The following is a 24,319-nucleotide window of genomic DNA, read 5'->3' on the forward strand; positions in this document are numbered from 1 at the left end:
CGGGTTTTTTCATGCCCCCGCGTAGGGTTCGACTGAGGCAGCCGCTCCCGGAACACTGGGGGCATGAGCCAGATAGACAACTTCCTGAATGGTGACCAGCAGTCGCCTCCTGCGTCGGGCAGCCAGATCGATGCTTTCCTTGGGCCTCAGGACAAAGGAGGCGTCGTCTCCGACCTGGCCAAGTCCGTCAAGGTAGGCGTGCAGCGCCTGCCGGGCATGGTCGCTGGCCTGGCGGACCTCCCCATAGCTGCTGTGAGCGGCGCGCGGCCTGTGACGGCGGCAGCTGACGCCATCGGCAAAGCCACGGGCTTCCAGCCTGGGAAGTGGGCCGACGAAACCAAGTTTTCCGCCGGGCATGAGCAGGGCCGCAAGGCTGTAGACGAAGCCTGGGAGCAGGGCGATGTAGGCTCCATTGCCAAGGCCTACCTGCAGAACCCCGGTTACACCGCTGGCCAAGTAGCTGAATCCCTGCCGGGCATGGTCGCGGGCGGCCTGGTCGGGCGCGCGCTGATGGGCGCCGGCGCGGCGGCGGCGGCGGCCGGCAATGCCGCTGGAGGCGCCGCCAATGCCGCCAGCGGCGCCGCTACCGCCGCGCGCGCCGCTGTTCCAGGGTATTTGGAGCGCGCCGTTGGCCAGAAGCTGGCCGTGCCCATTGCCGCTGGTGCCGGTGAAGGTGCCATCACCGCCGGGCAGCAAATGGCTCAGTACCAGGGCGAGGATCAACAAAAGAACGCGCTGGCGTCCCTGGGCGCTGGTGTCGGCACCGGTGCGCTGGGCGCCGTCGGCGGCCGGGTGGCCAACAAGCTGGGCCTGGAAACGGCAGAAACTGCCATCGTCAACGCAGGCAAGGGCCGGCTGGCAGAAGGCGGTGCCAAGTCTTTGGCCGGTCGCGTGGCTGGCGGCATGGTGTCTGAGTCCGTGCTGCAGGAGCTGCCCCAGTCCACCCAAGAGCAGATGTGGCAGAACTATGCTGAGGGCAAAGACATCTGGGATGGCGTGGCGCGCGCTGGCGTGGAAGGCGCCATTGCCGGTGGCGTCATGGGCGCCGGTGCCAACATTCGTGGCCGCCGCACCGAAGGCGAGCATGCCAACGATCTGGCGCGCGATGCGGCCGCCAGCGCCAACGGCCTTGCCGAGGAAGCGCAGAACCAGCCAGCACCCCTGATGCTGGGCAATGCGCCACCTGACCAGTTGGTGTCCTTTCCCGATGGCAGCGTGGGCCGGCGCGGCGAGGTGGAGAGCTACCTGGCCAACCTGCCGGAGGACCAGCGCGAGCAGGAGCGGCTGCGCCTGGCGGGCCAGCAGTTCACCGAAGTCAACGATCCGCAAGCGCAACAGGCGCGCCGCTGGTGGGAAAACTATGGCGAGGACGGCGCCCCGGCGCAGCGCCCCGACTACCTGGCCGAGGTGCAGCAGGCGGTGCGCAGCGGCACCCCATTCAGCACGCAGGAAACCGTCGACACAGTGCGCAGCGCGATGGAGGATGCGTGGCTGCAGCAGCATGTGCAGGCCGAGGCCACGCCAGAGACCGCTGCCGCGCCGGCGCAGGCCGCCGATGCCATTGGCCAGCATCTGCAGGCAGAGTTTGACCAGGCCGGCCAGGATGCAGCCGTCGCAGCGGTGGATGCGCGGGTGCGCACCGGCCGCGTGCTGACCGGCTTGCAGAACGTGCTGGACACCGGTGCCGACAATTCCCTGCAGGTGCTGTCCCGCTTGAATGATTCCCTGGTGCGGATCGGTGAAGACCCGCTGCAGCCGGGCGAGGTGGCCCGCGTGCGCCGCATGACCGACGCCTACATGGGATTCAAGGGAGCGCGGGAGGCCGCGCCATTGCCGACGGCGCCGCGCCGCGCGGCCGACATGAACGCCGACAACGCGGCCATGGAGTCTTTGATCCCTGAGCGGCCAATGTCCGAGCGCATGGGCTTGAACCCGGCCGCCGGCCCACTTTCCCGCGCCGCAGTGACCGCAGTTGATGGAGCCGCAAATGCCCAAGCTACCCAAGGATCGCTGGCCCGAGCCGCCCAATCCCTTCCCACAGCCCGAGCCCTTCCCGTGGAAGCCACTGGGCCTGCAGCAGTTTCTCAACCCGTAGGAGCAGCCTTTGTCCCGCAAACCGATCAAGCCCAGCAAGTCCCAGCGCAACGCCCGCAAACAGCAGGAGCGCAAGAAGCCCAGCCAGAGCGGGCAGGGCTGACCGATGGCAGCACCACGCCTCAGAACTCTGGAACGCAAACAACGCCAGCGCCAAGCGCGCAAAGCCAAGCGGCGCCTGCAGCGCAGGAAGTAGCTGCACCTGCACCGGCCCGGCCAGAGAACTGGCGCTCCAGCATGCTGCGCGCTGCACCGGTGGCGCGCGCCATGGGCATCGAGACGCGCGGCAAGCGCCTGGCGCAAGTCGTCTCCGAGGTGGATGCCGCGGATGCTCAGCGCGCCGGCGTGGAGCAGACGGGAGCAGATCTCGCAGCTGGCCAGATTGATGGTGAGTGGAGTGCCTTTGCTCCAGAGACGGGCACCCTGGGCATTCCGCGCGCACAGATGCCGCAGATCAAGGCATCCCACCGTGGCGCCCTGGTCAACTTCTTGAAGGCGCGCGGCATCGACAGCAAGGCTGCAGAGATGCCGGCGAATGACTTGAAGCCCACTCAGGCAGAGTTCTCGCAGCGCAAGGTGGATGCCGCGCGCGGCTTCACCGGTGGCGACCGATCCATCCTCGTCTCGTCTGATGGGTACGTGGTGGACGGTCACCATCAATGGCTGGCCAAGCGCGCCAACGGCGAGCCGGTAAAGGTGGTCCGCCTGCAGGCACCTATCCGCGAAGTCCTTGCCCAGGTGGCTGAGTTCCCAAGCACGCAGGCATCAGACGGCGCGACAGGGGCGCGAGAAGAAGGTCGCGAGTCTGCAGTCAGCACACGTAATGAGGCGGCGCAGTTCAGCCGGGGCACGCCAGGCATGACGCCAGAGCTGGCCGCCGCAATCATGCGCATCAAGATGCCGGCCACCGTGGATACCGTGCGCGCCGCAGTGCGCGACCTGGTCGGTGGCCTGGGCACCCTCCCCAACCGGCTGGGTCGCGTGGTTGTCGCTACTTCGGCGGAGATCCGCCAGACCTGGGAGCCCCTGATTGGGCCCGTGGCCATGGAGGCCGCCGGCGACACAGGCCGCGCCCAGGGCTTCTACGACCCAAAGACCAAGACCGTATTCCTGATCGCCGACCACATCCAGCGTGGCCAGGAGGCTGGCGTCGTTGCGCACGAGCTCATGCACAAGCACGGCGAGGCAGTGCTCGGCGCCGAGGGCTGGCAGCAGCTGCATGGGATGATCGAAGGCTGGGCCAGCGCGCCAGAGGGCCGCATGGAGCAGCGTGTCTACAGCGAGGCGCAGGCCCGCGTGCAGTCGTCCATGCCAGAAGGTGCGCAACAGCAGCAGTATTCATCGCAGGAGCTTTTCCCCTATGCAGTGCAGGTGGCGCTGGAGATGGGGGTGCGCCCCAATCTTTTGGCGAAGCCCGGCACCGTCGCTCGCTGGCTGGGCCAGGTGCGTGCCGCACTGCGTCAGGTGTGGGCCAAGATCACCGGTAAGCCCGGCCAGTTCGAGGCGCAGGACATGGTGAACCTGGCATTCGGCATCGCCCAGCGGGAGAACCCAGAGCATGCCGGCGAGCTGGATGGCTCGATTGCTCCGTTGCGCACAGCGACCAACTTCCTGCAGGCGCGCCAAGCAGTGAAGGAATTCCAGGGCAGCGAGCTGATAAACGCGTCCACAGGCATGACTGCAGTGCTTGCACGCAACAGCTTGGACAAGATGCTGAGCGGCAAAGCTGTTGCCAAATCCGAGACGCCGGCCACGCATGCCATGGCGGTTGCGAATGCTGACAGCCTGTTCGAGCGAGCAATTCTGGGATGGAGCAAGGAGGACCGCGCTGGCGACCCGAACATTCGGGCCATTCACCGGTTCTTTGCTCCGCTGGATGTGAACGGCCGCGCAAAGCTCGTAAAGCTGACCGTCAAGGAGAGCATGAGCGAGGACCGCCAGAACCCGCTGTACACAATCGAAGCGGTGGAGCTGAATGAAAAGATGCCGGGGGATGCGTGGCTGGAGGCTGCTGCCCGCGAGGATGGGGTGAGCTTGGACGAAAAAAGTCCCCTGCAGCGGGGAGTAGGTCGGCAGGATGACCAGCAAGCTGGATCCCGAGCAACCCTCACGCCACCCCACGGTTTTACCCCGGGCGACTCTGCAGAGGACGTGCGTAGTTTAGCGCAAGAGGTGGAGCGTCGCAATTCTGCCCCCTCACCGGCGCCGGATAAGGCGGAGCCCTCCAAAGTAACGGGAGGCGAGGGAGTGCAGTTCAGCCGCGCAACAACAGTTGATGCTGGGTACACCCCAGCACAAAAAGAAGCGGCTGAGCATGCCTTCGGATCAGTGGCTGAGAAGACGCTGGCCGAGCGTGCAAAGGAAATGCGCTCCAACCTTGGAATCAAGCTGCGCCAGGGCCTGGTCGACCAGTTTGCTCCCATCAAGGAGGTCAGCATGCACGCCTATATGCTGGCCCGCCTGTCCAAGGGCAGCGACGGCGCGGTAGAGGCCGCCTTGCTGTACGGCAAGCCATACCTGAAAGACGGCGTGGCCGATGTCAACATCCAGGATGGCGGCTTTGCCAAAGTGCTGGCCAGCCTCAAGGGCGAGCACGACCGCTTCTTCCAGTGGGTTGCCGCACTGCGTTCAGAGCGCCTGATGCGCGAAGGCAAAGAGAATCGGCTTACGCCAGCTCATATTCAGGCCCTCAAGACATTGAATGCGGGCCGCTTTGAAGATGGAACTCCTCGCATGCCAGCTTACGCAGCAGCGCTACGAGAGCTGAACGCATTTAACGAGGCCGCGCTCAAGGTCGCGACAGAGTCAGGCCTCTTGGATGACACCGCTCTTGAGCTGATGCGGGATCAACCTTACGTCCCGTTCTACAGATTGATGGAGGATGAACAGCAAATGAAGGGCCCGAAATTCAGCTCGGGCTTGACCAACCAAGTGGCATTCAAAAAGCTCAACGGTGGCGTGGAACAAGTCAATGCCGACTTGCTGCAGAACACCCTGTTGAATTGGAGTCACCTGTACGCAGCGTCCGCGCGGAATCGCGCTGCTCTCGCCACGCTGAAAGATGCTGAGGGGATGGGCATTGCCTACCAAGTGGCTACTGAGACCACGGGCGCTGTAAAGGTGATGCGCGACGGTGTGACCGAGCACTGGATGATCGAGGATCCCTACCTGCTGGACGCTGTGTCCGCGCTGCACTACACCCCGAGCAAGCTGGCCCAGGGCATGGCGCCGTTCAAGCGGCTGCTGACGATGGGCGTGACGATCAATCCCACCTTCAAGATCCGCAACCTGATCCGCGACTCGCTGTCTGCCATGGCGCAGTCGGACCTGGGCTACAACCCGTTTGCCAATGTGGCCCAGGGCTGGAAGGCCATGGACAAGAACAGCCAGACGCAGGCCTCGATGCTGGCATCGGGCGGCATCATCAAGTTCGGCACGCAAGAGGACACCGGGGCGCTGCGCCGCAAGATCGACAAGCTGGGCGGCACCATGCTGGACAAGGATGGGTTTGGCAAGCTCAAGAGTCAGATGGCAAGCCTGTGGGAAGCCTACGAGGAATTCGGCGACCGGACGGAAAACGCCAACCGCGCAGCGCTATACGAGCGCCTGATCGCCAAGGGCCACAGCCATGCAGAGGCCTCATTCATGGCGCGCGACCTGATGGACTTTTCCATGAGCGGCAAGTGGGAGATGGTGCGATTCCTGACCCAGACGGTGCCGTTCCTCAATGCACGCATGCAGGGCCTGTACAAGCTGGGCCGGGCGGCCGCCGAAGATCCCAAGCGCTTTGGCGCCATCGCGGGTGCAGTGTCCCTGGCCAGCCTGGGCCTGCTGGCCGCCTACCAGGATGACGAAGACTGGAAGAAGCGCGACGACTGGGACCGCGACAGTTACTGGTGGTTCAAGATCGGCAACCAGGCCTTCCGCATTCCCAAGCCGTTCGAGGTGGGCTCCATCGGCACGCTGGCCGAGCGCACGGCAGAGCTGATGCTGAGCAAGGAGATGACGGGCAAGCGCTTTGGCGAGCGGCTGAGCGACATGATCTTCAACACCTTCGCCATGGACCCAACGCCCCAGGCGGTCAAGCCGCTGCTGGACGTTTACGCCAACAAGGACAGCTTCTCCGGAAAGGCCATCGAAGGGTTCGCCGACGAGCGCCTGCGCCCGCAGGACCGATACAGCGACCGCACTTCCGAGGTTGCGCGCTTGCTTGGCTCGTGGGGGCTACCCGATCCGGTGAAGCTGGCCAAGGGCGACTACTCGGCCCTCAGCCCCAAGCAGATCGACTTCCTAATGCGTGGGTACACAGGCTGGCTTTCCACTGTGTTCACCACAGCGACCGACACCGTGTTGCGGCCCATGATGGGCCGGGGAGATCGCCCAGAGATGCAGATGCGCGATGTGTTCCTGGCAGGCAACTTCGTGGAGAACCTGCCGACCAACTCCAGCCGCTACGTCAGCACCATGTACGACCAGGCCCGGGAGATCAGCCAGGTGTGGGCGTCCTACCAGGCAGCGGTCAAGAGCGGCGATGTGGACGGCGCGGCCAAGATCCGGGCAGCAAACCCAGAGGCCTTGGCCAAGCGCATTCCCGTGGAGGCGGCCAAGACTAGGGTGGCCGAGCTGTCGCAGCAGGCCAAGAAAGTGGAGGGGGACCGCCTCATGAGCGCGGAGGCTAAGCGCCGCCGGCTCGATGAGATCGCTGCCCAAAAGGATGCAATCGCCAAGCGCCTGGCCACGCTATGAGCTGAGGGTGCCCTGGCGTAGGAACTGCCACACGAAACCGCACGCGCCGAGCAAGACGATGATCACCCAGAAGGTGGACCACATCTCTCGGCGCTGCTCGCGGGTGGTGAGGTTGACGAAGATGACGATCAGGATGATCGCGCCCCAAAAGACGAGTGCTGCCATGCGCGCAGCATATAGCTGATGCATGGCAGCGCCAATCCAATGGAGTCGGACGGAAAAATGCCCTTAAAGGTTGAGTGCAGTAAAGGCCTCAAAGATAGGCACATGTTTGATTGTTGTGAGGATCAGAATGTGCACAACAGCCTCAACAAGCCCTGTCAAAGCATCAGCCAAGTCCTTGATACCACTAAGCACTATCAATATTTTCAACATACTCATTCCCATGAAGAAAGGTATGCGGACTGGATAGCGAATGTAAGAACCGACTCTGAATCCTTAAAAAGGGCTAGAGTTTTATATCGGTGAAGCTATACTGACACTATCCAAACCGCGTTACTACCAAGTTGCCGTTACGGATCTGACCCGGAGGAGTACGAATCCTGCCGGGTCAAACTTTTTGTGCCTCCAGCTATCGCCAGATTGCACTCGTGGACACCACATGTGGGGTCTCAGGGATTAACTGTACTCTACCTGTAGCGCTCTTGGGAGCAAAAACGCGGCGACAATTGCTGCTAGGGAATGCAGTGTTCAGAGGGGAAATGCAAGAAAATCAATATGCATTGCCTGAACAATTTTATGTTTCCAGTCGCTTTGATTTCCCATCCTTATCCAGGGAAATGAACAGCGCGGGCATGTATCTGGCGACTTAGGTAACACCCGCATGGGGTTCGACCTTTTCTCCTTTTGAATCAACACTGGTGCCATGAATAACGTGGCGGCAACAGAGCGGCCACGAACTCACCCTAGGAGTTCACATGGCCATCACCACCAGCTATCCCAAGGGCATGGAGCGCTTGCTCCAGGGCTCCATCAACTTCGCAACCGACACAATAAAGGTTGCGCTTGTAACTGACGCTTATACCTACAGCGCTGCGCATGAGTTCGTCTCGCAGCTTGGCGCGCGGGTGGGCGACGACATCACCCTGGTCAACAAGTCGATCACGGGCGGGGCTTTCGACGCAGATGACGCAGAGACTGCGCCGCTGGTGCCGGGCAGCACCATCAAGGCCATCGTCATCTACAAGGACACGGGCAACCCAAGCACCTCACCTCTGCTGCTGTACCGCGACAACGTGACAGGCTTCCCCCTGGCGACCAACGGCGGCGCGGTCAAGCTGCCATGGGACAACGGGCCGCTCCGTATCGCTGCAATGTTGGCCCCGTTCTTCCCCGCTGGCGGCGAGCTGGTACTGGGCGCCGGGGTGAACTTCCTCACCGACGATCTGAAGGTCACGCTCCTGCCGGCCTCGTTTGATTCCAGTGGCACCTATCGCTTCCTGGCGGACGTGGGCACCACGCTGGGCACTGCCCAAGCCATGACCGGCCGCACCATCACCGGTGGCGTGTTCAACGCCGACGACGTGGAATTCGGGGCTGTGGCGAGCGGCTCGCCCGGATCGGTGCTGCTCTACAAGGACACGGGAGTGCCCGAGACCTCGCCCGTGCTCCAGCGCATCACCCAGGTGGCCGGCTTCCCCTTCGCTGCCAACGGTGGTGCTTTCACGCTGCGATGGTCTGATGGCGCGCTCAAGATTTTCAGCTTGATTCCGTAAGGAGGCGCCATGTCGCTTGACGCCTTCTCCAACAACGCATCTGGCGCCATCACTGTGGCGCTGGGGAGCGAGGACACGGTCATCACGTTGCCAGACGACGGCAGCGCAGACCGTTTCGCTGATCTCTCGCAGGGACTCATGCAGCGCGCAACCCTGTCCAATCCAGCTGTTCCTGGCCAAATCGAGATCGTCTACATCACCGCCAAGGATGGCTCCAACTTCACGGTGAAGCGCAATCAGGAGGACACCTTTGCAGCCGTTGATTGGCCCGCAGGCACCACGCTGGAGGCGCGGATTACTGCCGGCATGCTGCGGCGCTTTCTGCGTGCTGACGACAAAGGCATCTTCAAGACCACTGGCGGCGAGGGTGGCGCTGGCGGGACCAGCTTCCTCGTGAACACCAAGGTGGAGCGGGACTCGCGTGTGGTGCAACTGGCCGGTGTGCAAATGCTGCACCGGCCCGGCGCCGCGCTGACCACTACCTTCTCTGCTGGCCGCTATTTCCAAGATATGAACATGTCGGTGGAGTCCGTGGGCGGCTCCTGCTTTGTGGAGCTGGGTGACAACATCGAAACCTGGCAGGCCGGGCAGACCTACTCAGGTCGGGTCATTGTGGCACCCCCCACCGCGACGGGTTTCAACTACCTCTTTGAACCTCTGGATCCGCAGTTTCAGTACACCCGCAGCGCCGAAGACCCTGGATTTGATGACTCGGGCTATGCCATCGAGGCGTACAACCCGGACAGCAGCGGGGAGGGTGAGCCAGTTCTGACGGGCCAATGGCTGCCGCTCACGATTCCCCTGGCCGTAGAGCTGAACCTGCCCAGTGTTGCGGCCGGCGTAGCGCTGACCGAGGTGGGCTTTATCTGCTACGAATACGACGCTACCACGGCGCCAGTGATCTCGATTGGTCTTGAGGCGGATGGCGACCTCGTGAGCGCGCAGGCGCTCTCTGGCATCTCTGGCGAGAAGCAAATCCAGCGCTTTGCCGTCACGCATAGCGGGGCATTGGCCGGCAAGATCATGTTCAAGGTGGACACGCCCGCCACCGGGCGGTTCTATGGCCGCTTCTACTGGCGCGGGATGGTCTTTGACCAGTGATTGAGCCATGAGCTACCCCCTTATCAACGGCGCCGCGATCAACGCAGACAGCGCAGCAGAGAACACCATCCCGGGGCTGTCGCTGTGCGCGGCCGGTGTACCCCTGGCGGTGTTCGAGTTCGATGTCGCAGGCTCCATGGTTTGGGGCTTTGGCGCGCTGACGGCAAAGATCGGCGAAGACGTTGAACTCTACTTGCCGGGCATCAGCCTGGTGCAGAGCGCCTGGCACAGCGCGGAAGCCAGCCAGCCACCGGCCAGCACGGCATTCTCTGTGTCGGGCTCTCGCGCGCTGGCCATCGGCGCCATGCGTGCTGTGCCCGGCAGCTTGGAAGGCCAGGCGCAAGGCGCCGTGGTCCTGGGGTGTGGCGCGCTGACGGCCGAGCCTGTGGGATTTGCGGCCGGCGCCAAGGTCTTGGGGCTGGGTGAAGTTTCCGCTTCGCGCATCGGCACGGTGCAGTCAGCGCGCGTGCTCGGCATGGGCAGCGTGTCAGTGGTCAGCTCTGTGGTCATCCCCGGCGTGTCGCTATGCCGGGCCGGGCCCGTCGCCGCGACACTCGCCGGCATGGATGGGCAGGTTGAGGGCTCGCAGGTGCTTGGGTTTGGGGGGCTGACGGTGTCCTATGCCTTCCGCGTGGGCCAGTCTTTGGCGCTGGGCATCGGGGCAATGCGGGTCGAAAGGGATAGCGAATGCTGACATTTGAATCGTTCACTGGTATCAACAATGTGCAGCCTGCGCACCGGCTCTCGGGCAGCGACCTGCTGGCGGCCAAGAACGTGGACATTGGCCTAACTGGAGAAATCACCCGCCGCGGCGGTCTGACCTTGGTGGACGAGCGCTGCCACAAGAACCTGCACCAGGCCGCTGGCTTCATGCTGGCCACCGTGGGCCCGGTGCTGACTGCCATCCACCCCGATGGCGCGCGGCATGTGATCCATCCCGCAATGGGCTCGGACCGTGTCTGGTACTGCGACTTGCCCGACGGCCGCGTGGCCTACAGCAACGGCCTGATCCAGGGCGTGACGGACGGCCTGACCGGGCGCGAGCGCAGCGTGCCTGCACCACAGGGCCTTGGCGCCCCGGATCTGGGCTTTGGCCAACTGCACCCAGGCAACTACCGCTACCACCTGAGCTACGTGCGCTTGGACGATCATCTGGAGGGACCTGCCATCAGCTCGGAGCCCATCACCATCGCCCAGGGCGGCCTGCACCTCGACGCACTGCCGGTGCTGGATGGCTACGGGATCAACGTCTACCTGAGCGGCAAGGACGGGGAGGGCGCCTACTTGGCTGGCACGACCACCGATGCCAGCTTCCAGTACGGCGGCACCAACGCGGCCCTGGTGCTGCCCTGCCGCACACTGGGCGCGCAGAGCTTTCCGTTGGGCACGATCACGGCCTTCTGGCGCGGCCGCGTGCTGGTGGCCCAGGGCAATGTGCTGTGGGCGAGCCGGCCCAACGCCCCGCACCTGAGCGACTGGCGCGACTTCAAGCAGCTGGCCGGCAAGATCACCGCCATCCAGCCCGTCGATGACGGCGTCTACGTAGGCACAGACCAGGACCTGCTGTACCTGGGCGGCACCACCTGGGATGGGCTGGTGTACCAGCCAACCAAGCGCGGGCCCGTGGTGCTGGGCTCGGGCGTGTCAGTGCGCGGCGATAAGGTCAAGTTCGGAGATGGGGCGGGCTCTGGCATGGCCATGCTGTGCATTGCCGGCGGAGAGATGGTGGCCGGCTTCAACCAGGGCCAGACCACCAGCCTCACGGCCAACCGCTACAAAACCGATGTGCAGGAGGTCTGCGCCACCTTCCGGGAGGTGGACGGCATCCCGCAGTACCTGGCGATTCCGCAATGAGTCTGTGGAACCCCTACGCCTTCACCCCAACGGGAGCGCGCGCCTCGGTGTCGGCGCCGCCTGCGCTGCGTGTCATCGGCGGCCGGGCATCGGGTGAGCAGATGGGGATGGCACAGGCCGCTTTTGCGAAGTTCTGCGGCCGCAGCCGCGTCTCTTTTTGGCAGAACCCCAATGAGCAGGGTACGCTGCCGGACGGTTCGCGCTACAAGTTCATGGTGGTGGGCAACAGCACGGTGATGACGATCTGGCCAGTGAATGCCCAGAGCAAGCCGCCAGGCAAGATGGGCATCATGCTCACCACCAAGGTGAACGACAGCTACATCAGCAAGCTGTTTACCCCAGGTGGCGAATTCGACAAGCCAGACGGGACCTGGGAGGTGACCGACCTGCAGGCAGGCAACCGCGATGGCGTTTACGCCACGTCGAGCTTCGGCGGCAAGTTTCCCGCATGGGCCCAGAACCGAACCTTCGCGACGCCCACCAAGCTCAGTTACATCACTAGCTACGGTGGTTATGGCAATCGCCGCTTTATCCAAGCCTACCCTCAGCTCGACGGCGCGCCGGTGGCACTGCTAGACAGCCGCACGCTACTGACGCTGGTGCGCTCGCGCGGTGGACTGGAACTGCACCGCCTGACGATGCTCAAACCCGGCGAACTGTTCCCGCCCAGCGAGAACCCATATGCATTGGATCCTGTAGAGCTGACATTCGACATCAAGCTCCACCAGAACCTAGTCATTGGCGACATGGCGGAAAGCGTCCCTTTCGCCGAAGACTTTTGCATCAGCAAGGACGGCAGCCGCGTGCTGGCGGTGTACCAGGGCGAGGGCACGGTGATCGTGCCTGGGGTGCCAGAGAACGGACAGATTGTTCGATGGGCCGCGCCGAATGCGCCGCAGCTCGGGGCAGAGGTCAATTCCGACGGCAGGGCCGTGTATGGCTACACCGATGGGGGCTTCAATGACCGGCCCAGGGATCGTTGGGTGCAGGCTCGCGAAGCCAATTACCGAGTTGCTGAATACCGCATGCAGGGCGGGAGCCTCTCCCGCACGGAACTTGTGTTTAATCAAACCGGCGCATTTGTCGATGTCGAGCCTATTGCGGACTGGCGCATCAACTTCTTCGGCTCGGCACCAAGCACTGAATACAACATAGGGCCAAATCTCTGGGGGAACACGCTCTCGCGCAATCAGCCAGTCTGGTCCACCCGCTCTGCCCCAATGGTGGTAATCACAAACCGTGAGTACCTCGGGGATGACGCCAACGGCAATCCCATGTACCGCACTACCTGGAAAGGCGCAGGGCCCGTGTCTGCAACTGAGGAATCCAGTTGGAAGGGTAAGAATGTTCTGCTGAACTACTTCGCAGGTAACGAGCGGGTGGTCCTGGTGGCCGAGTCGGAGGGGCGCTATTCATTGACCGCCAGCGGAAACTACGACGAGACGGCTGACATCTGGACGGATTCGTCCAGGAACAATGCCAGCAAGGAGCACAACGATGGCGGGACTATCTCTCGCTCTCGCACCTCGTACGTGACGCTCAACAGCGGGGAAAAATTCCAGCTCATAGAGCAGGTGGTCTCTGAGAGCGGGTCTTTTACCTCGCGCCAGGTGAATGCAGAGCACACCAACCAGGCGGAATTGTGGGTGGACAACTGGACAACCTCGGATGTGTCCTATTCAGCAAAGCTGCTGTCCAGAGGCATCTACGTGTATGACCCATCGCTCTATCTACTGGTCTACACGGAGGGCACGGCTGAGCATTCTGGCGGGTTTGCTTATGACGCTCATACATGGACACACAACAAAGGCGCACTGCGTGACAACGGGACGGATTCCTCCCTGTCCAACAACTGCCCCTTGCCCAATCCAAAATTCAGCTTGGTTATCCGCTTTGGCAATACGAAGCTCACTTTTCCCATCCAGCTGCGGACCGATGACGCCATTGCTCGGAAGCGTGCACGCCTGTCATGGGGCGTGACCTGCGGCGTGGAGCCGGAGTGGCAGCTACCTGCAAAAGGGTTGATCACTATCAACAGTGGCCGGACCTTTGGCACGCCCCCTGGTTTTCGGGAGAACGGCCAGCAATGGGGGGTGAACGAAGGGCGCGTGGTCAATTCGACCTACGCCTTTTTCGAGACCATCCCCCGCTGCGTGCCCTTGGGATGCTCCATGCCCACCATAGAGGTGTATTACGCCAAGGACCCGTGGACGGGTGCCGCGCTGCTGCTCATCAAACCCTACCAGATAGTCGGGGGCATTCCTGTGATTCTCACGGTAGACGAGCCCATGGCCTTTGCCATTGATCGCCAGGGAGTCAAGCGGCTATCTGCCATCGATGCCAGCGTGCTGGTCAACCAAACCACGAACATCAACCCAGAATGAACGCCATTGTCCTCAACACCCTGACAGGGGCCGTGAGCGAGTACACCCGCCACGAGTTCCAAAGCATCACGCCCACGCACGCGGGGGCGGCCACAGGCCTGTATGCCTTCGGCGGTGACCTCGATGTGGATCTGCCCATCGTGGCGACCATCCGGCTGCCGGCTACCTTGCGCGAGTCCACCCTCAAAAAGCGGATCGACATGGCCTACCTGTCCATGCGCGGGGAGGGCTGCGCGCAGTTCAGCGTGCTGGGCCCAGACGACTTCCCCTGGGACTATCAGTTTCCCCTGCGCAGCAGCGGGCAGACCCGGTGCCAGGTGGGCAAGGGCATCCGCGAGAACTACCTGGGCTTTGCGCTCAGCAACCCCGCCGGCCAGGCTTTCACCCTCGATCGCATCGAGATCCTGACCCTCGAATCCAAAACACGGAGAGTTTGATATGGCAACCGATGTCAACGGCCCAGCCGAAATCGTCAAGGACAAATACGAGCGCTCTGTTGAGCTGGCCGACAAGGCCGCCAAAGAGGTAAGCACGTTCCAAGACGCGCTCAACAAAAGCATCTACCAGCCCCCGCAGATCAGCGTGCAGTGGTCATCCCTGGCAGCGCCCAACCTGCCGGCTATTCCTGATACCCCTGACCTGCCGGCCCTGGAGCTGCAGCTGCCCTCGGACATGCCAGCAGCTTTTAACGGCACCATGCGCGATGTCACGTTCAGCGATTTCGCGGTTTCGGCCCCGACGCTGAACTTTGGCGTTGCGCCAACGCTCACCATCGGCCAGGCACCCAGCCTGCCGCAGATGCGCGAGGTGGCGCTGCCGGATGCGCCCGAGGTGGTACTGCCAGTGCTCCCGCAGTTGCTGACCCTCAGCACGCACACCTTTGGCGGCGTGAACCTGCACGAAGACTGGCTGGACAAGCTCGATGACATCCCCGCGCTGTCGGTGTTGCAGCCTGCGCCTTTGAAGTACACGCCCGGCCAGAAATACGCCTCGCAGCTACTGGACGGCCTCAAGGCCACGCTGGCCGCGCGCATCAACGGCGGGTCAGGCTTGTCGCCGGCGGTGGAGCAGCTGATTTGGGACCGCGCGCGCGACCGGGAAACCTACCTGGCGCTGGCCCGGGAGCAGGAGGTGCAGCGCGGCGCCGAGGCGCTGGGCTTTCCTCTGCCTGTTGGTGTCATGGCTGGCCAGCTCGCCGATGCGCGGCGCGAATACCACGACAAGCTCTCTGGGCTCAGCCGCGATGTGTCGATCAAGCAGGCCGAGCTCGAGCAGCAGAACGTGCGCGACAGTATCCAGTCTGCGCTGCAGCTGGAATCGGCGCTGATGGACCAACACTACAAGTGGGAAATGCTGGTGTTCGAGTCCACCAAAGCAGCGGCAGACAATGCCATCGCCATCCACAACGCCGCGGTCGAACACTACAAGGCGCTGCTGGCCGGCTACCAAGCCTATGCCTCTGCCTATGACACGGTCATCCGCGCCGAGCTGTCCAAGGTGGAAGTGTTCAAAGCGCTGCTGTCGGCCGAGCAGATCAAGGCCGACATCAACAAGAGCTTGGTCGACCGCTACAAAGCGGAGATCGAGGGCACCATGGCAGCCGTCGAGATCTACAAGGCCCGCGTAGGCGCGGCGCAGACCCTGGTGGAGCTGGAGCGCACGCGCATCCAAGCTGGCGGCGAGCAGATCAAGGCCTTTGTGGCCACGGTCAACGCCGAGCAGGCCAAGGCCGAGTTGTACAAGGCTCAGATCACCGCCGAGGCCACCAAGGTGGATGCCTATGGCCGCATGGTCCAGGCTTATAGCGCGCGTGTGGGTGCCCAGGCCGAACGAGCGCGGGTGGAGGTGGCGCGCTTCCAGGCGCTCATCTCGGCCAAGGGCCTTGAGTGGGATGGCTGGAAAGCCCGGCTGTCCGCCGCATCGGCCCAGGTGGAGGCAGCAGCGCGCTCGTCGTCGGTGCTGATGGACGGCTACCGGGCCGGTGCCTATGCTGCCGAAGCGCAAGCCAACTCGCTGATGTACCGCTGGCAGTCCGACATCAAGCAGTACGAGGCCGGGCGCGAGCTCACCTTCCGCGTGCAGAAATCGAACAACGACGCCATCATCCACGCCAACGATGCGCGGATGGATGCTGCCAAGGTGATGCTGGGCACAGGATCGCAACAGGTGGCGTCTGCATGGAGCATGGTGTCTGCATCGGCTGCCATCTCTGCGGGCTCGTCGGATAACTACAACCACCAGGTGAATTAACGTACCCCGCGTAGGGTTCGCCTCTACGAGCCAAGGGCCGGACACTGTTCACATGACAGCCCCGGCACACCTTTGCTACACGATCTACCAGGGAGCGACGTTCCGGCGCCGCTTCCGGTGGTGCACTGCGCCTTACCCCACCAAGATCCTTAACGGCAAGCTGGTGAACGCCAAAACCTGCTTGCCAGTCCCCGAGACGGACTTAGCGCCCGTGGACTTGATGGGCTGCACAGCCCGCACGCAGCTGCGCTCGGACGTGCTTGCGCCTGACGTGTTGCTGGAGCTCACCACTGAAAACGGGCGGATCGATCTCTCGCTGGGCGATGGCCTCGTCGCCTTTCACCTGGACGCGGCGACGACTGCGGGCTTGCCTTATGGCGACAGCCCGCCAGCCCGCTGGTCCAAAGCGATGGGCCAGCTGGAGGTGGTGCACCCCAATGGTGATGTGACGCGCGCGGCCGAGATCTCCTGGAGCCTGAACCCTGAGGGCACGCGATGAACTGCGAGAGCCCCGTTCTGTTCGACCTGCTGCCCGGCGACATTCTGGTGACGCCCGAGCAAAGCCAGGTGGTGGTGGCCGAGGAAGAAGTCACCCATGTGGTGATCGCGCCTGGTGAGCAGGGGCCACCTGGTCCTGCGGGACCGCCCGGGGGTGGCGGCGATCAATACGTGACGCGCACCGCTGGCCAGACCATCAGCGCCAACCGGCTGCTCTATGACCGGGCAGGCCTTGTGTATCCATTGGACCAGGCCGACGCTGAGAACATTTTTGCCATCCTGGGGCTGGCCGTGTCTGCGGGCCAGGCCGGCGCCCAGATTTCAGTGCAGCGCAGTGGCACGGTGACCGATTCAGCCTGGTCCTGGGCATATGGCCGTGTGTACCTGGGCTCCAACGGGCAGCTCACCCAAACACCGCCAACCAGCGGCTTCTCTGTGCTGATCGGCTTTGCAGCTACGGCGACCAGCATCAATCTTTCAATTAACGATCCAATCGAGGTGTGATATGCCACAAGGTTTTTTGGCCCTGGTGGGCGGCAAGGTAAAGCAGATTATGGGCATCGCCACTTCGGCGGGGGCCACAGACGCGGGCAAGATCCCGGCGCTGGACAGCGCGGGCAAGATCGACATGAGCATGATGCCAGCGGGCATCGGCGCCAATACCAAGATCGCCCCGGCGTTCGAGGCCTTGGGCGCGGGCAAGTTTGTGAACCTGTTCTCTGACGCGGGCACCCTCAAGGCACGCCTGGCCGACAACTCCAACAACCGGCCGGCCCACGGTTTTGTCTTGGCTGCAGTGGCCTCGGCCGCCAACGCGACCATCTATCCGCTGGATGTGGCCAACACGGCGCTGACGGGTTTGACCCTGGGCGCCGACTACTGGCTGGGAACGGCGGGCGATGTGACGCTGACCCCGCTGGACGCCACTGACGTTGCCAACGTGAACAAGGTCAACCAGATGCTGGGCACGGCCACGAGCGCGACCGAGTTGCGCACGGACGACTACAGCTTCCAGATCCTGTAAAGCTCATGGCCCTCCGTAAGCCACTGGTCCTCAAAAGCGGTATTCCGCAGCAGCTGCCTGCCGGGGACGCCGTCGTGGCGCCTACGCGCTTGGTGCCGGTGCGCATGGCCGATGGCGTGACGGTGCGGCAGGTGACGGTGGGAAGTGCCGGGCCGGCGATAGTGGTGCTCGCCGATGGCTCCAGTGCGGAGGTGGTGGCGGCAAATGCAGCCGTTTGGCTGCTGACGCAGGATCCAGCCCCGCCCGATCCGGTGGACCTATCCGGCAAGCTGGATGTGGATTTCAGCGGGTTCGCGGATGGCGTCACTCCACAGGTGACGGACCTCTGGCCGGTGCGCCGGGGCTCGTCTACCTTCAAGCTGTCGGTGCAGGCGCTGCTGACCTGGCTGCTAGGCTCGGCCCGGAACTGGCTGGGCGTGCAGACCTTCTCTGCAGGTGCAGTGCTGGGTGAGCAGTCACTGGTCATCAAGTCCAAGACGATAGATACCACGATGACCAGCAGCACTGTTGGTGTTGACCTTGTTGTCCATGGCTTGGTGCAGGCAGACATTCTGAGCGTTCAAGGCATGGTTTTTTCCACTGCTGGGCATTGGATCGGCGTGAATAGCATCTATGCCGATTCTCAATGGGCATTCAGCGTAAGCGCGACGAATCTTCGAGCCGCAGTAACAGCCTCCGCCAGCGCAGCAGTCTCTGGGCGCCCAGCGCGGTTCCATATTTTCTACAAGGGATGATCTATGACTACACCCCTTAAAGCGATAGCAGCCGGCGGTAATAGCGCAGAGCTGCGCGAGTGGGTTGCTGGGGATTTTCTGCCAGTGGCGCTGGGTGGCACCGGCGGCACGACGGCGGCCGCAGCGCGATCCAACTTGGGGCTCGGCTCAGCTGCAGTGGCTGCGATTGTGGGCACAGTGTCGCAGTCTGGCGGTGTTCCAACTGGCGCGATTATCCAACGCGGAAGCAATGCAAATGGCGAATTTGTTCGTTATGCGGATGGAGCGCAGATTTGTAGATTACGCTTTGGTCAAGTCAGCGCTCTCGCTATCAATTCTGTAGCCAGTGGTCTATATGTTTCATTAAGAGAGTGGACATTCCCCGCTGCATTTGTTGATTATCCAACCTTATGTTCAGCTTGTGAAGGAACACCATCAGACCCTTGGCCTCCTTCATTGATTCTGGTTTCATCTGACCTTCTTCCAACTAGAGGTTCTGTTTTTGTTTATCACGCCTCTGCGTCAACGACCATCAAGGTTGGGTCTACTTTCAATATGACTGCAATTGGAAGGTGGTTCTAATGAAAATCAATCTCTCACCCCAGGTCCGCCCTGATGCCATTGAAGTGCTCAAGGCTGGTGACAAGCTCACTATCAACGGCGAGGCGTTCGACTTCACCCAGCTTCCCGAAGGTGGCGTTTTGCCGGCGGCCGCAGTGGACTGCGAATTCATCATCGGCGACGTGCGCCGCGAAGGTGGCGAGTTGCAGCTGACCCTGCTAATGCCCATCGCATGGGACGCGCCCGAGAACTGCGCCTTCCCTGAGCCCATCCTCAACCCAGCAGATGGCCGCGTGCCCCTGCCTACCGACGAGGTGCCCAATGCCTAATATCGACTGGGGCCAGCTCAAGACGGCCGAGCAGATCGCCGACGACGAGCGCCGCGCGCGCGTGCCCGCTGAGATCAGCCGGGCGCAGGGCAGGGCGATCCTGGGCCTGCAGGGCCTCACGCAGGGAGTGCTCGACTACATGGCCGGCATCACAGACGAGCAAGAGGCTATGTGGGCTGACTTGGCTTGGAACCACACCACAACTTGGCGCCGCTTTGACTCCCCGTTTCTGACCAAGGCCGCTGCTGCGCTTGGTCTGAGTGACGAGGCCCTGGACGATATGTTCATCGCTGCCGCGCAGATCGTTATCTGATCCTCCCCCGCGTAGGGTTCGACGCCATAGGCTGGGCCAGAGATCATGGGCCCATGAAAAAAGCACTCGTCGTCCTCCTCGCCGCCATCGGTGTCAACCGGCATCTGAGTGCTGAGCAGCGCCAGGACATTGCCAACGCTGCCTATCACGCAACGCCAGGGGCAGCTGCAACGGGCGTATTTAAAGTCTGGGGTCTGCCGCTGAGCGAATGGCTCGTGGTGGCCTCACTTTTGTTCATTGCGTTGCAGGCGGGCTACTTGGTATGGAAGTGGCGCCGCGACTACCGTCGTGACCTTGCGCGCCGCGCCCTGGGCAAGCTGGCTGAGGAAACAGTGCGGGGTGATTTGTGAGCCGCGTTCCTGATGCCTTGCGCAATGGCCTCATGGCACTGGCAATTCTGACGGCAAGCGCCGGCGGCTACGTGGTAGCAGAGCGCGACAAGGCCGCCGCCCTGGCCATGGCCATGGCCGACCAGAATCAGTACATCCAGGCTGTGGCCGCTGATGCCGGCACATCCCAGGCAGTCAAGATCGCCATGGTGATGGGCAACTACTACGAGAGCAGCTACCGCCACATTGGCACACCATACGTGGACAAGCTGGGCAAGGGTCAGCCGCTTACCGTTTGCAACGGCATCACCGGTCGCGCCGTGGTGGCTGGCCGGTACTACACTCCGGCGGACTGCTACGCGCTCGAGCGCAGCCGCTACCTGGTTGCTGAGCGAACGGCAAAGGGCATGTTCCGGCTCTGGACCACCTACACGCCACTGCAGCAGGCCGTTTTCATCGACTTCATCCACAACAAGGGCAAGGGTGCGCTGTACACCTCGACCCTGTTGCGCAAGGCCAATGCGGGTGATGTGGTGGGCGCATGCCGTGAGAACCCCCGCTGGAACCGGGGAACCGTCAATGGGGTGTCCGTGGTGTTGCCCGGCCTGCAGGCCCGGGGTGATGCCAACGGCGAGATCTGCGAGGCAGGCTTATGACCCTGCAGATCAAACTCATCCTGGCGGCCGTCATTGCCGCGCTGGCCTTCTCTGCTGGCTGGGTGGTCAAAGGCTGGCAGGCCAGCAAAACCATCGCCGAGCTGCGCGCCGAGCAGGCCCAGGGCACCGCCACCCGCGCCGAAGCCGCCCGCGCCGACGAAGCCAACACTGCACAACTGGAGAGTAAACATGCCCAAGACACGATCTACAACGCCGACCGCCTGGCTAACCTCAAGACTGGCATCGATGTTGATGTGCGTGCTGAGCTTGCCCGCGCTGAGCGCCTGCACCGCGACACCGACAGCCGAAGTGCCACTTATCGTGCGCAAGCCCAAGCCGACGCCGCTGCCCGCCGCGATCTTGCAGATAAAGCGGCAGCCCTCGACCGCCAGCTTGCAGAAGGCCTCAGCGTGGTCGCAAGCCTCGGAGGCGACCTTAAGCGGCGAGACGCCGAAGTAGCCGCTCTGTGCGACCAGGTGAACATCGAGCGCCGGCTGAGCGGTGACGACAGCGACCTGGCCTGCAGCCGCTAGGTTGACAAAACGCCGAATTTGCAGGGTTTGTTGGTTGACAAATCTCGTGTTTTGCAGGGTTGGCCAAAACCATCAGCGTGCACACAATCGCAAACTGGCGCTGTCGAGTCCTACTCGACACCCCTGATGTTGATTTTTAGGGCCTACATTGTGGGTGGAAAAAATCAACATCGGTAGTTGCTGCACGCCAGCGACAGATCCAGAAAGCTGAACTTAAATGGCCAGGCCCAGCCAACCTAGATTTCGAGATCCTGCAGAACCCAGGCCTTCACCTGCTGGTATGGATCCATCCGGGGCATGTCCAGGAGGTGCGGCTGGTCAGCCTGCAGGTACTCGAAAAACAGGTGGATCTGCTTGCCCGAGTCGTAGTAGGGAAACCATCCGTCATTGAGATCGCGCATGTTCTTGCGCCACTGGCGCCACAGCGCGACAACGGTCTTTTCGCGGTCAGTAAGGGACATCTGGCTCGAGGCTCCTATAGAGGCGCTGGAGTTCAGCAGGGGTCATGGGAGGCGGTGGCGTGACCTGCCGCAGCTTTATGTGCTCCACCTGCTGGTCCTGAGAGGGGAGCTTATCAGGTGGGCATGTCCAAAAATCAAACTGCTGGTTCTGCATATCAGCACCTCGCAATGGGAATTTCGTCGATGTTGGTGGTGTAGCGGGGCGTGCGCCGCTCCTGACGCATGCGCCATCCGGCTTCATCCTGGGAGGCAAAACCCGTGCTTGCAACGTGCACCGTGCCTTTGCCGAACCGGCCATTCACCCGATCCATGGCCTCCATGAGGCGGCTTTGATCCCGGCCAACGTCTGCGGCGGCGAGCAGGTCGTGCTGCTCATGGCGGCTTTCGGCAAGATCCATCAGCATCACGCCGGCCTTAGCCAGGCGAAAGCCCGGCTGGTAGATGGAGTGCATGCCGCCCAGCGCGGCGCGCACCAGGGCTTTTGTGTCGGAGGTTGGGGGAACGAGTTGGGTGGTGGTCTGCCCGTAGAACCTGGGCCCGGGTCGGAAAGGCGAGGTGTGGGCGAAGACATGCAGGGCGCCGGCGCGCAGATCCTGCTTGCGCAGCTTCTCGGCGGCCCGTGTGGCGAACTCGCTGACGGCTTCGAGCAGGGGCTCGAGCTCATTGATGCCATGGCCAAAGCTGCGCGTGCACGCAATCTGCTTCTTGGGCGGCGGTGCCAGCTCCATCGGAATGCAGCTGATGCCCTGCAGCTCGCGGACGGTGCGCTCGAGCACGACACCCCAGTTGCTGCGCACCATGGGGCCGGGCATGCGGGAGACATCCAGCGCAGTGACGACGCCGCGCTCAGCCAGCTGCACAGCGATCCGCCGGCCGATACCCCAGACATCGCCGGCCATGGTCCGGCGCAGCACATCCTCGCGCAAGGCGCGCGGCATCTCCTGCCAGTTGCAGACCCGGGCCAGCTCGGGTGGGTAGCTGCCGGGCTTGCGCTCTGAGTCTTTAGCCACATGGTTGCAGAGCTTGGCCAGGGTCTTGGTGGGGGCCAGGCCTATGCAGCAGGGTATACCGACCCATTGCAGGATGCGCGCGCGCACGGCCCATGCACGGCGGTTCAGATCGCGCACGCCGGCCAGGTCGCCAATGAAGGATTCGTCAATGGAGTAGATTTCCTGCCGGGGCCCCAGCCCGGCGGCCAGCGTCATCATGCGGTCGCTCATGTCGCCGTACAGCTCGAAGTTGGCCGACAGGCACACTAAACCCTTGAGCTCGACCAGGTGCTGCAGTTGGAAGAAGGGTTGGCCCATTTTGACGCCCAAGGCTTTGGCCTCATCCGATCGGGCGATGGCGCAGCCATCGTTGTTGCTGAGCACCACCACAGGCAGGCCCTGCAGGCTCGGCCGGAATACCCGCTCACAGCTCACATAAAAGTTGTTGCCGTCGATGAGTGCATACATGGCTGCTCACGCGAAGATCTTGATGCAGCTGGTGACCACGCCCCAGATCTCCAGGCTCTGGCCTTCCTTGGGCGTGATGTCGGGGTAGGTGGGGTTGCCGGCCTTCAGCTTGACCATGCCGGCGGCCTTGAACAGCTTCTTGACCGTGAACTCCCCTTCGATGACGGCCACGACTATGCACCCGTGGCGGGCCTGCAGCGCCCGGTCGACCGCGACCAGGTCGCCATCATCAATGCCGAACTCGCGCATGGACGGCCCGGCCACGCGCAGCAGGTAGGTGGCCTGCGGGTGCTTCACGAGCAGGGCGCCTATGTCCAGCCGGGTGACCGCAAAATCCTCGGCTGGCGAAGGGAAGCCAGCGCGCACAGACCCTTCGGCCCGCAGGATTGAGAGCGGGGCAGCGGACACCAAGATCGGTGTGTTGGGCTGAAAAGTACTGTGCATGCATACAGTATATCTGAAAGGAAGATAACGACTTCAACACTTTCGATTGATTCAATGCAGGAGCGATTTGTCGTAGGAGACAGGGGGCCGGAGAGGCCTGCAGCGGTGGCAGGGCCCGGCTCACTGTAGGAGCTGAATGCAGCCAAAAGTGTTCCGCAAACGCTTTTCAGCATGTTGTAAAACAAGAGGTTGCGCAGTGGTTCGCGCTCTCTTTTGCGGAACTAAATTTTTGCCAAGCCATTGTTTTTAAATGATAAAGCAATGGCCTTTTAATCCGTTGGTCGCGAGTTCGAATCTCGCAGGACCCACCATATAAAACAAGGAAACCCTGCTATCTCATAGGTAGCAGGGTTTTTCGTTTGTCTGGCGCGAAACAAGACATGTCTCCTATGCGGTTCCGGGCAAATGATGCCATCGGTGTGTCGTTCGGTGGTGGCTTGGTGTCGCCACGAGCCATGCTCGGTGGAGCGCTCGGCACTGGTCTTGCCTGAAGGTTCATCGACTCCAAGATCTTTCAGCCTGATGCAAACGCAGGATGACCCGAAGGGCTTTCGCCACCTGGCCGTGGAGACGCGGGAATTGCTGCTGCGCGTTATCGGCAATGCGGTCGCCCAAGTGGGGCGCGGCGGCCTAGAAGGAGTCAGCCAGCAGGGCTTGCCCCAGTGTCCCGGATGATTTGCTCAGCCCATCAAGCGTTGCTCAAAGTCGGCGGCGGCGCGTCAGGCATTGGCGGCAAGTACGGACCCGCGTTAATCAGAAAGCCAGTGGGTGTGTGGCGGTAGTCCTTCTGCATTTACGCCTCCGTTTTCGGTATCCACCCACAGGCGTATCAGCTATCCCTGACAGGCCTCGTCATC

The 24,319-nt window shown here is 62.6% G+C and carries 22 protein-coding genes; 18 read left to right on the forward strand and 4 right to left on the reverse strand.

Translation table 11 applies throughout. The features are described 5' to 3' along the window. Nucleotides 1–63: 63 nt before the first annotated feature. Nucleotides 64–6,840: an LPD38 domain-containing protein gene (locus N4T19_RS03250; RefSeq protein WP_260719459.1), complete on the forward strand. Its 6,777-nt coding sequence runs from the start codon at nucleotides 64–66 to the stop codon at nucleotides 6,838–6,840. On the opposite strand, the gene N4T19_RS03255 is transcribed toward N4T19_RS03250, so the two are convergent. Further along, nucleotides 6,835–7,005, reverse strand: a complete 171-nt coding sequence (locus tag N4T19_RS03255) for a hypothetical protein (protein ID WP_182340967.1) — start codon at nucleotides 7,003–7,005, stop codon at nucleotides 6,835–6,837. The two genes, N4T19_RS03250 and N4T19_RS03255, sit on opposite strands and share 6 nt — an antisense overlap. Nucleotides 7,006–7,757: 752 nt before the next feature. Here N4T19_RS03255 and N4T19_RS03260 point away from each other — a divergent pair. From N4T19_RS03260 to N4T19_RS03340, 17 genes are all read left to right on the forward strand, one after another. Then, complete coding sequence (locus tag N4T19_RS03260; RefSeq protein WP_260719460.1) at nucleotides 7,758–8,555, forward strand: hypothetical protein; 798 nt, start codon at nucleotides 7,758–7,760, stop codon at nucleotides 8,553–8,555. A gap of 9 nt (nucleotides 8,556–8,564) precedes the next feature. Further along, nucleotides 8,565–9,656 carry a hypothetical protein gene (locus tag N4T19_RS03265; protein WP_260719461.1) on the forward strand — a complete coding sequence of 364 codons (1,092 nt, stop codon included), beginning with the start codon at nucleotides 8,565–8,567 and terminating at the stop codon, nucleotides 9,654–9,656. 7 nt (nucleotides 9,657–9,663) lie between these two features. Next, nucleotides 9,664–10,350, forward strand: a complete 687-nt coding sequence (locus tag N4T19_RS03270) for a hypothetical protein (RefSeq protein ID WP_260719462.1) — start codon at nucleotides 9,664–9,666, stop codon at nucleotides 10,348–10,350. Continuing rightward, nucleotides 10,344–11,510: a hypothetical protein gene (locus N4T19_RS03275; RefSeq protein ID WP_260719463.1), complete on the forward strand. Its 1,167-nt coding sequence runs from the start codon at nucleotides 10,344–10,346 to the stop codon at nucleotides 11,508–11,510. The genes N4T19_RS03270 and N4T19_RS03275 overlap by 7 nt, the downstream gene beginning before the upstream one ends. After that, nucleotides 11,507–13,894 (forward strand): hypothetical protein, encoded by a 2,388-nt coding sequence (locus tag N4T19_RS03280; RefSeq protein ID WP_260719464.1) that lies wholly within the window; start codon nucleotides 11,507–11,509, stop codon nucleotides 13,892–13,894. Before N4T19_RS03275 ends, N4T19_RS03280 begins: the two co-directional genes overlap by 4 nt. Next, nucleotides 13,891–14,331: a hypothetical protein gene (locus tag N4T19_RS03285; RefSeq protein ID WP_260719465.1), complete on the forward strand. Its 441-nt coding sequence runs from the start codon at nucleotides 13,891–13,893 to the stop codon at nucleotides 14,329–14,331. Before N4T19_RS03280 ends, N4T19_RS03285 begins: the two co-directional genes overlap by 4 nt. Nucleotide 14,332: 1 nt before the next feature. After that, nucleotides 14,333–16,144, forward strand: a complete 1,812-nt coding sequence (locus N4T19_RS03290) for a hypothetical protein (protein WP_260719466.1) — start codon at nucleotides 14,333–14,335, stop codon at nucleotides 16,142–16,144. Nucleotides 16,145–16,307: 163 nt separating this feature from the next. Further along, a complete protein-coding gene (locus N4T19_RS03295; RefSeq protein WP_260719467.1) occupies nucleotides 16,308–16,643 on the forward strand; it encodes a hypothetical protein in 336 nt (111 codons plus the stop codon). After that, entirely contained in the window at nucleotides 16,640–17,146 is a 507-nt protein-coding gene (locus N4T19_RS03300) for a hypothetical protein (RefSeq protein WP_260719468.1), read from the forward strand. The genes N4T19_RS03295 and N4T19_RS03300 overlap by 4 nt, the downstream gene beginning before the upstream one ends. Nucleotide 17,147: 1 nt before the next feature. Continuing rightward, complete coding sequence (locus N4T19_RS03305; RefSeq protein ID WP_260719469.1) at nucleotides 17,148–17,666, forward strand: hypothetical protein; 519 nt, start codon at nucleotides 17,148–17,150, stop codon at nucleotides 17,664–17,666. A gap of 104 nt (nucleotides 17,667–17,770) precedes the next feature. Continuing rightward, the gene (locus N4T19_RS03310; protein ID WP_260719470.1) at nucleotides 17,771–18,400 is read left to right on the forward strand and encodes a hypothetical protein; all 630 of its coding nucleotides are present in this window, start codon (nucleotides 17,771–17,773) and stop codon (nucleotides 18,398–18,400) included. Between the two features lie 3 nt (nucleotides 18,401–18,403). Then, nucleotides 18,404–18,961: a hypothetical protein gene (locus tag N4T19_RS03315; protein ID WP_260719471.1), complete on the forward strand. Its 558-nt coding sequence runs from the start codon at nucleotides 18,404–18,406 to the stop codon at nucleotides 18,959–18,961. Further along, on the forward strand, nucleotides 18,961–19,269 hold the full coding sequence (locus tag N4T19_RS03320; RefSeq protein WP_260719472.1) for a hypothetical protein: 309 nt from the start codon (nucleotides 18,961–18,963) through the stop codon (nucleotides 19,267–19,269). Before N4T19_RS03315 ends, N4T19_RS03320 begins: the two co-directional genes overlap by 1 nt. Next, nucleotides 19,262–19,582: a hypothetical protein gene (locus N4T19_RS03325; protein ID WP_260719473.1), complete on the forward strand. Its 321-nt coding sequence runs from the start codon at nucleotides 19,262–19,264 to the stop codon at nucleotides 19,580–19,582. The genes N4T19_RS03320 and N4T19_RS03325 overlap by 8 nt, the downstream gene beginning before the upstream one ends. Before the next feature lie 53 nt (nucleotides 19,583–19,635). Then, on the forward strand, nucleotides 19,636–19,932 hold the full coding sequence (locus N4T19_RS03330; protein ID WP_260719474.1) for a phage holin family protein: 297 nt from the start codon (nucleotides 19,636–19,638) through the stop codon (nucleotides 19,930–19,932). Next, nucleotides 19,929–20,567, forward strand: coding sequence for a lysozyme (locus N4T19_RS03335; protein ID WP_260719475.1), 639 nt, complete (start codon nucleotides 19,929–19,931; stop codon nucleotides 20,565–20,567). The genes N4T19_RS03330 and N4T19_RS03335 overlap by 4 nt, the downstream gene beginning before the upstream one ends. Further along, nucleotides 20,564–21,100, forward strand: coding sequence for a hypothetical protein (locus N4T19_RS03340; RefSeq protein WP_260719476.1), 537 nt, complete (start codon nucleotides 20,564–20,566; stop codon nucleotides 21,098–21,100). Before N4T19_RS03335 ends, N4T19_RS03340 begins: the two co-directional genes overlap by 4 nt. 236 nt (nucleotides 21,101–21,336) lie before the next feature. Here N4T19_RS03340 and N4T19_RS03345 read toward each other — a convergent pair whose 3' ends face one another. The 3 genes from N4T19_RS03345 to N4T19_RS03355 all read right to left on the reverse strand — a co-directional run bounded on the left by N4T19_RS03345 (nucleotide 21,337) and on the right by N4T19_RS03355 (nucleotide 23,462). After that, nucleotides 21,337–21,561, reverse strand: coding sequence for a hypothetical protein (locus N4T19_RS03345; protein WP_260719477.1), 225 nt, complete (start codon nucleotides 21,559–21,561; stop codon nucleotides 21,337–21,339). Between the two features lie 155 nt (nucleotides 21,562–21,716). Beyond that, a complete protein-coding gene (locus tag N4T19_RS03350; RefSeq protein ID WP_260719478.1) occupies nucleotides 21,717–23,018 on the reverse strand; it encodes a Y-family DNA polymerase in 1,302 nt (433 codons plus the stop codon). A 6-nt stretch (nucleotides 23,019–23,024) separates the two neighbouring features. Beyond that, entirely contained in the window at nucleotides 23,025–23,462 is a 438-nt protein-coding gene (locus N4T19_RS03355; protein WP_182341036.1) for a LexA family protein, read from the reverse strand. Between the last annotated feature and the right edge of the window lie 857 nt (nucleotides 23,463–24,319).

It is taken from the genome of Comamonas squillarum, assembly GCF_025309455.1.
In the GTDB taxonomy this organism is placed as follows: domain Bacteria; phylum Pseudomonadota; class Gammaproteobacteria; order Burkholderiales; family Burkholderiaceae_C; genus Comamonas; species Comamonas squillarum.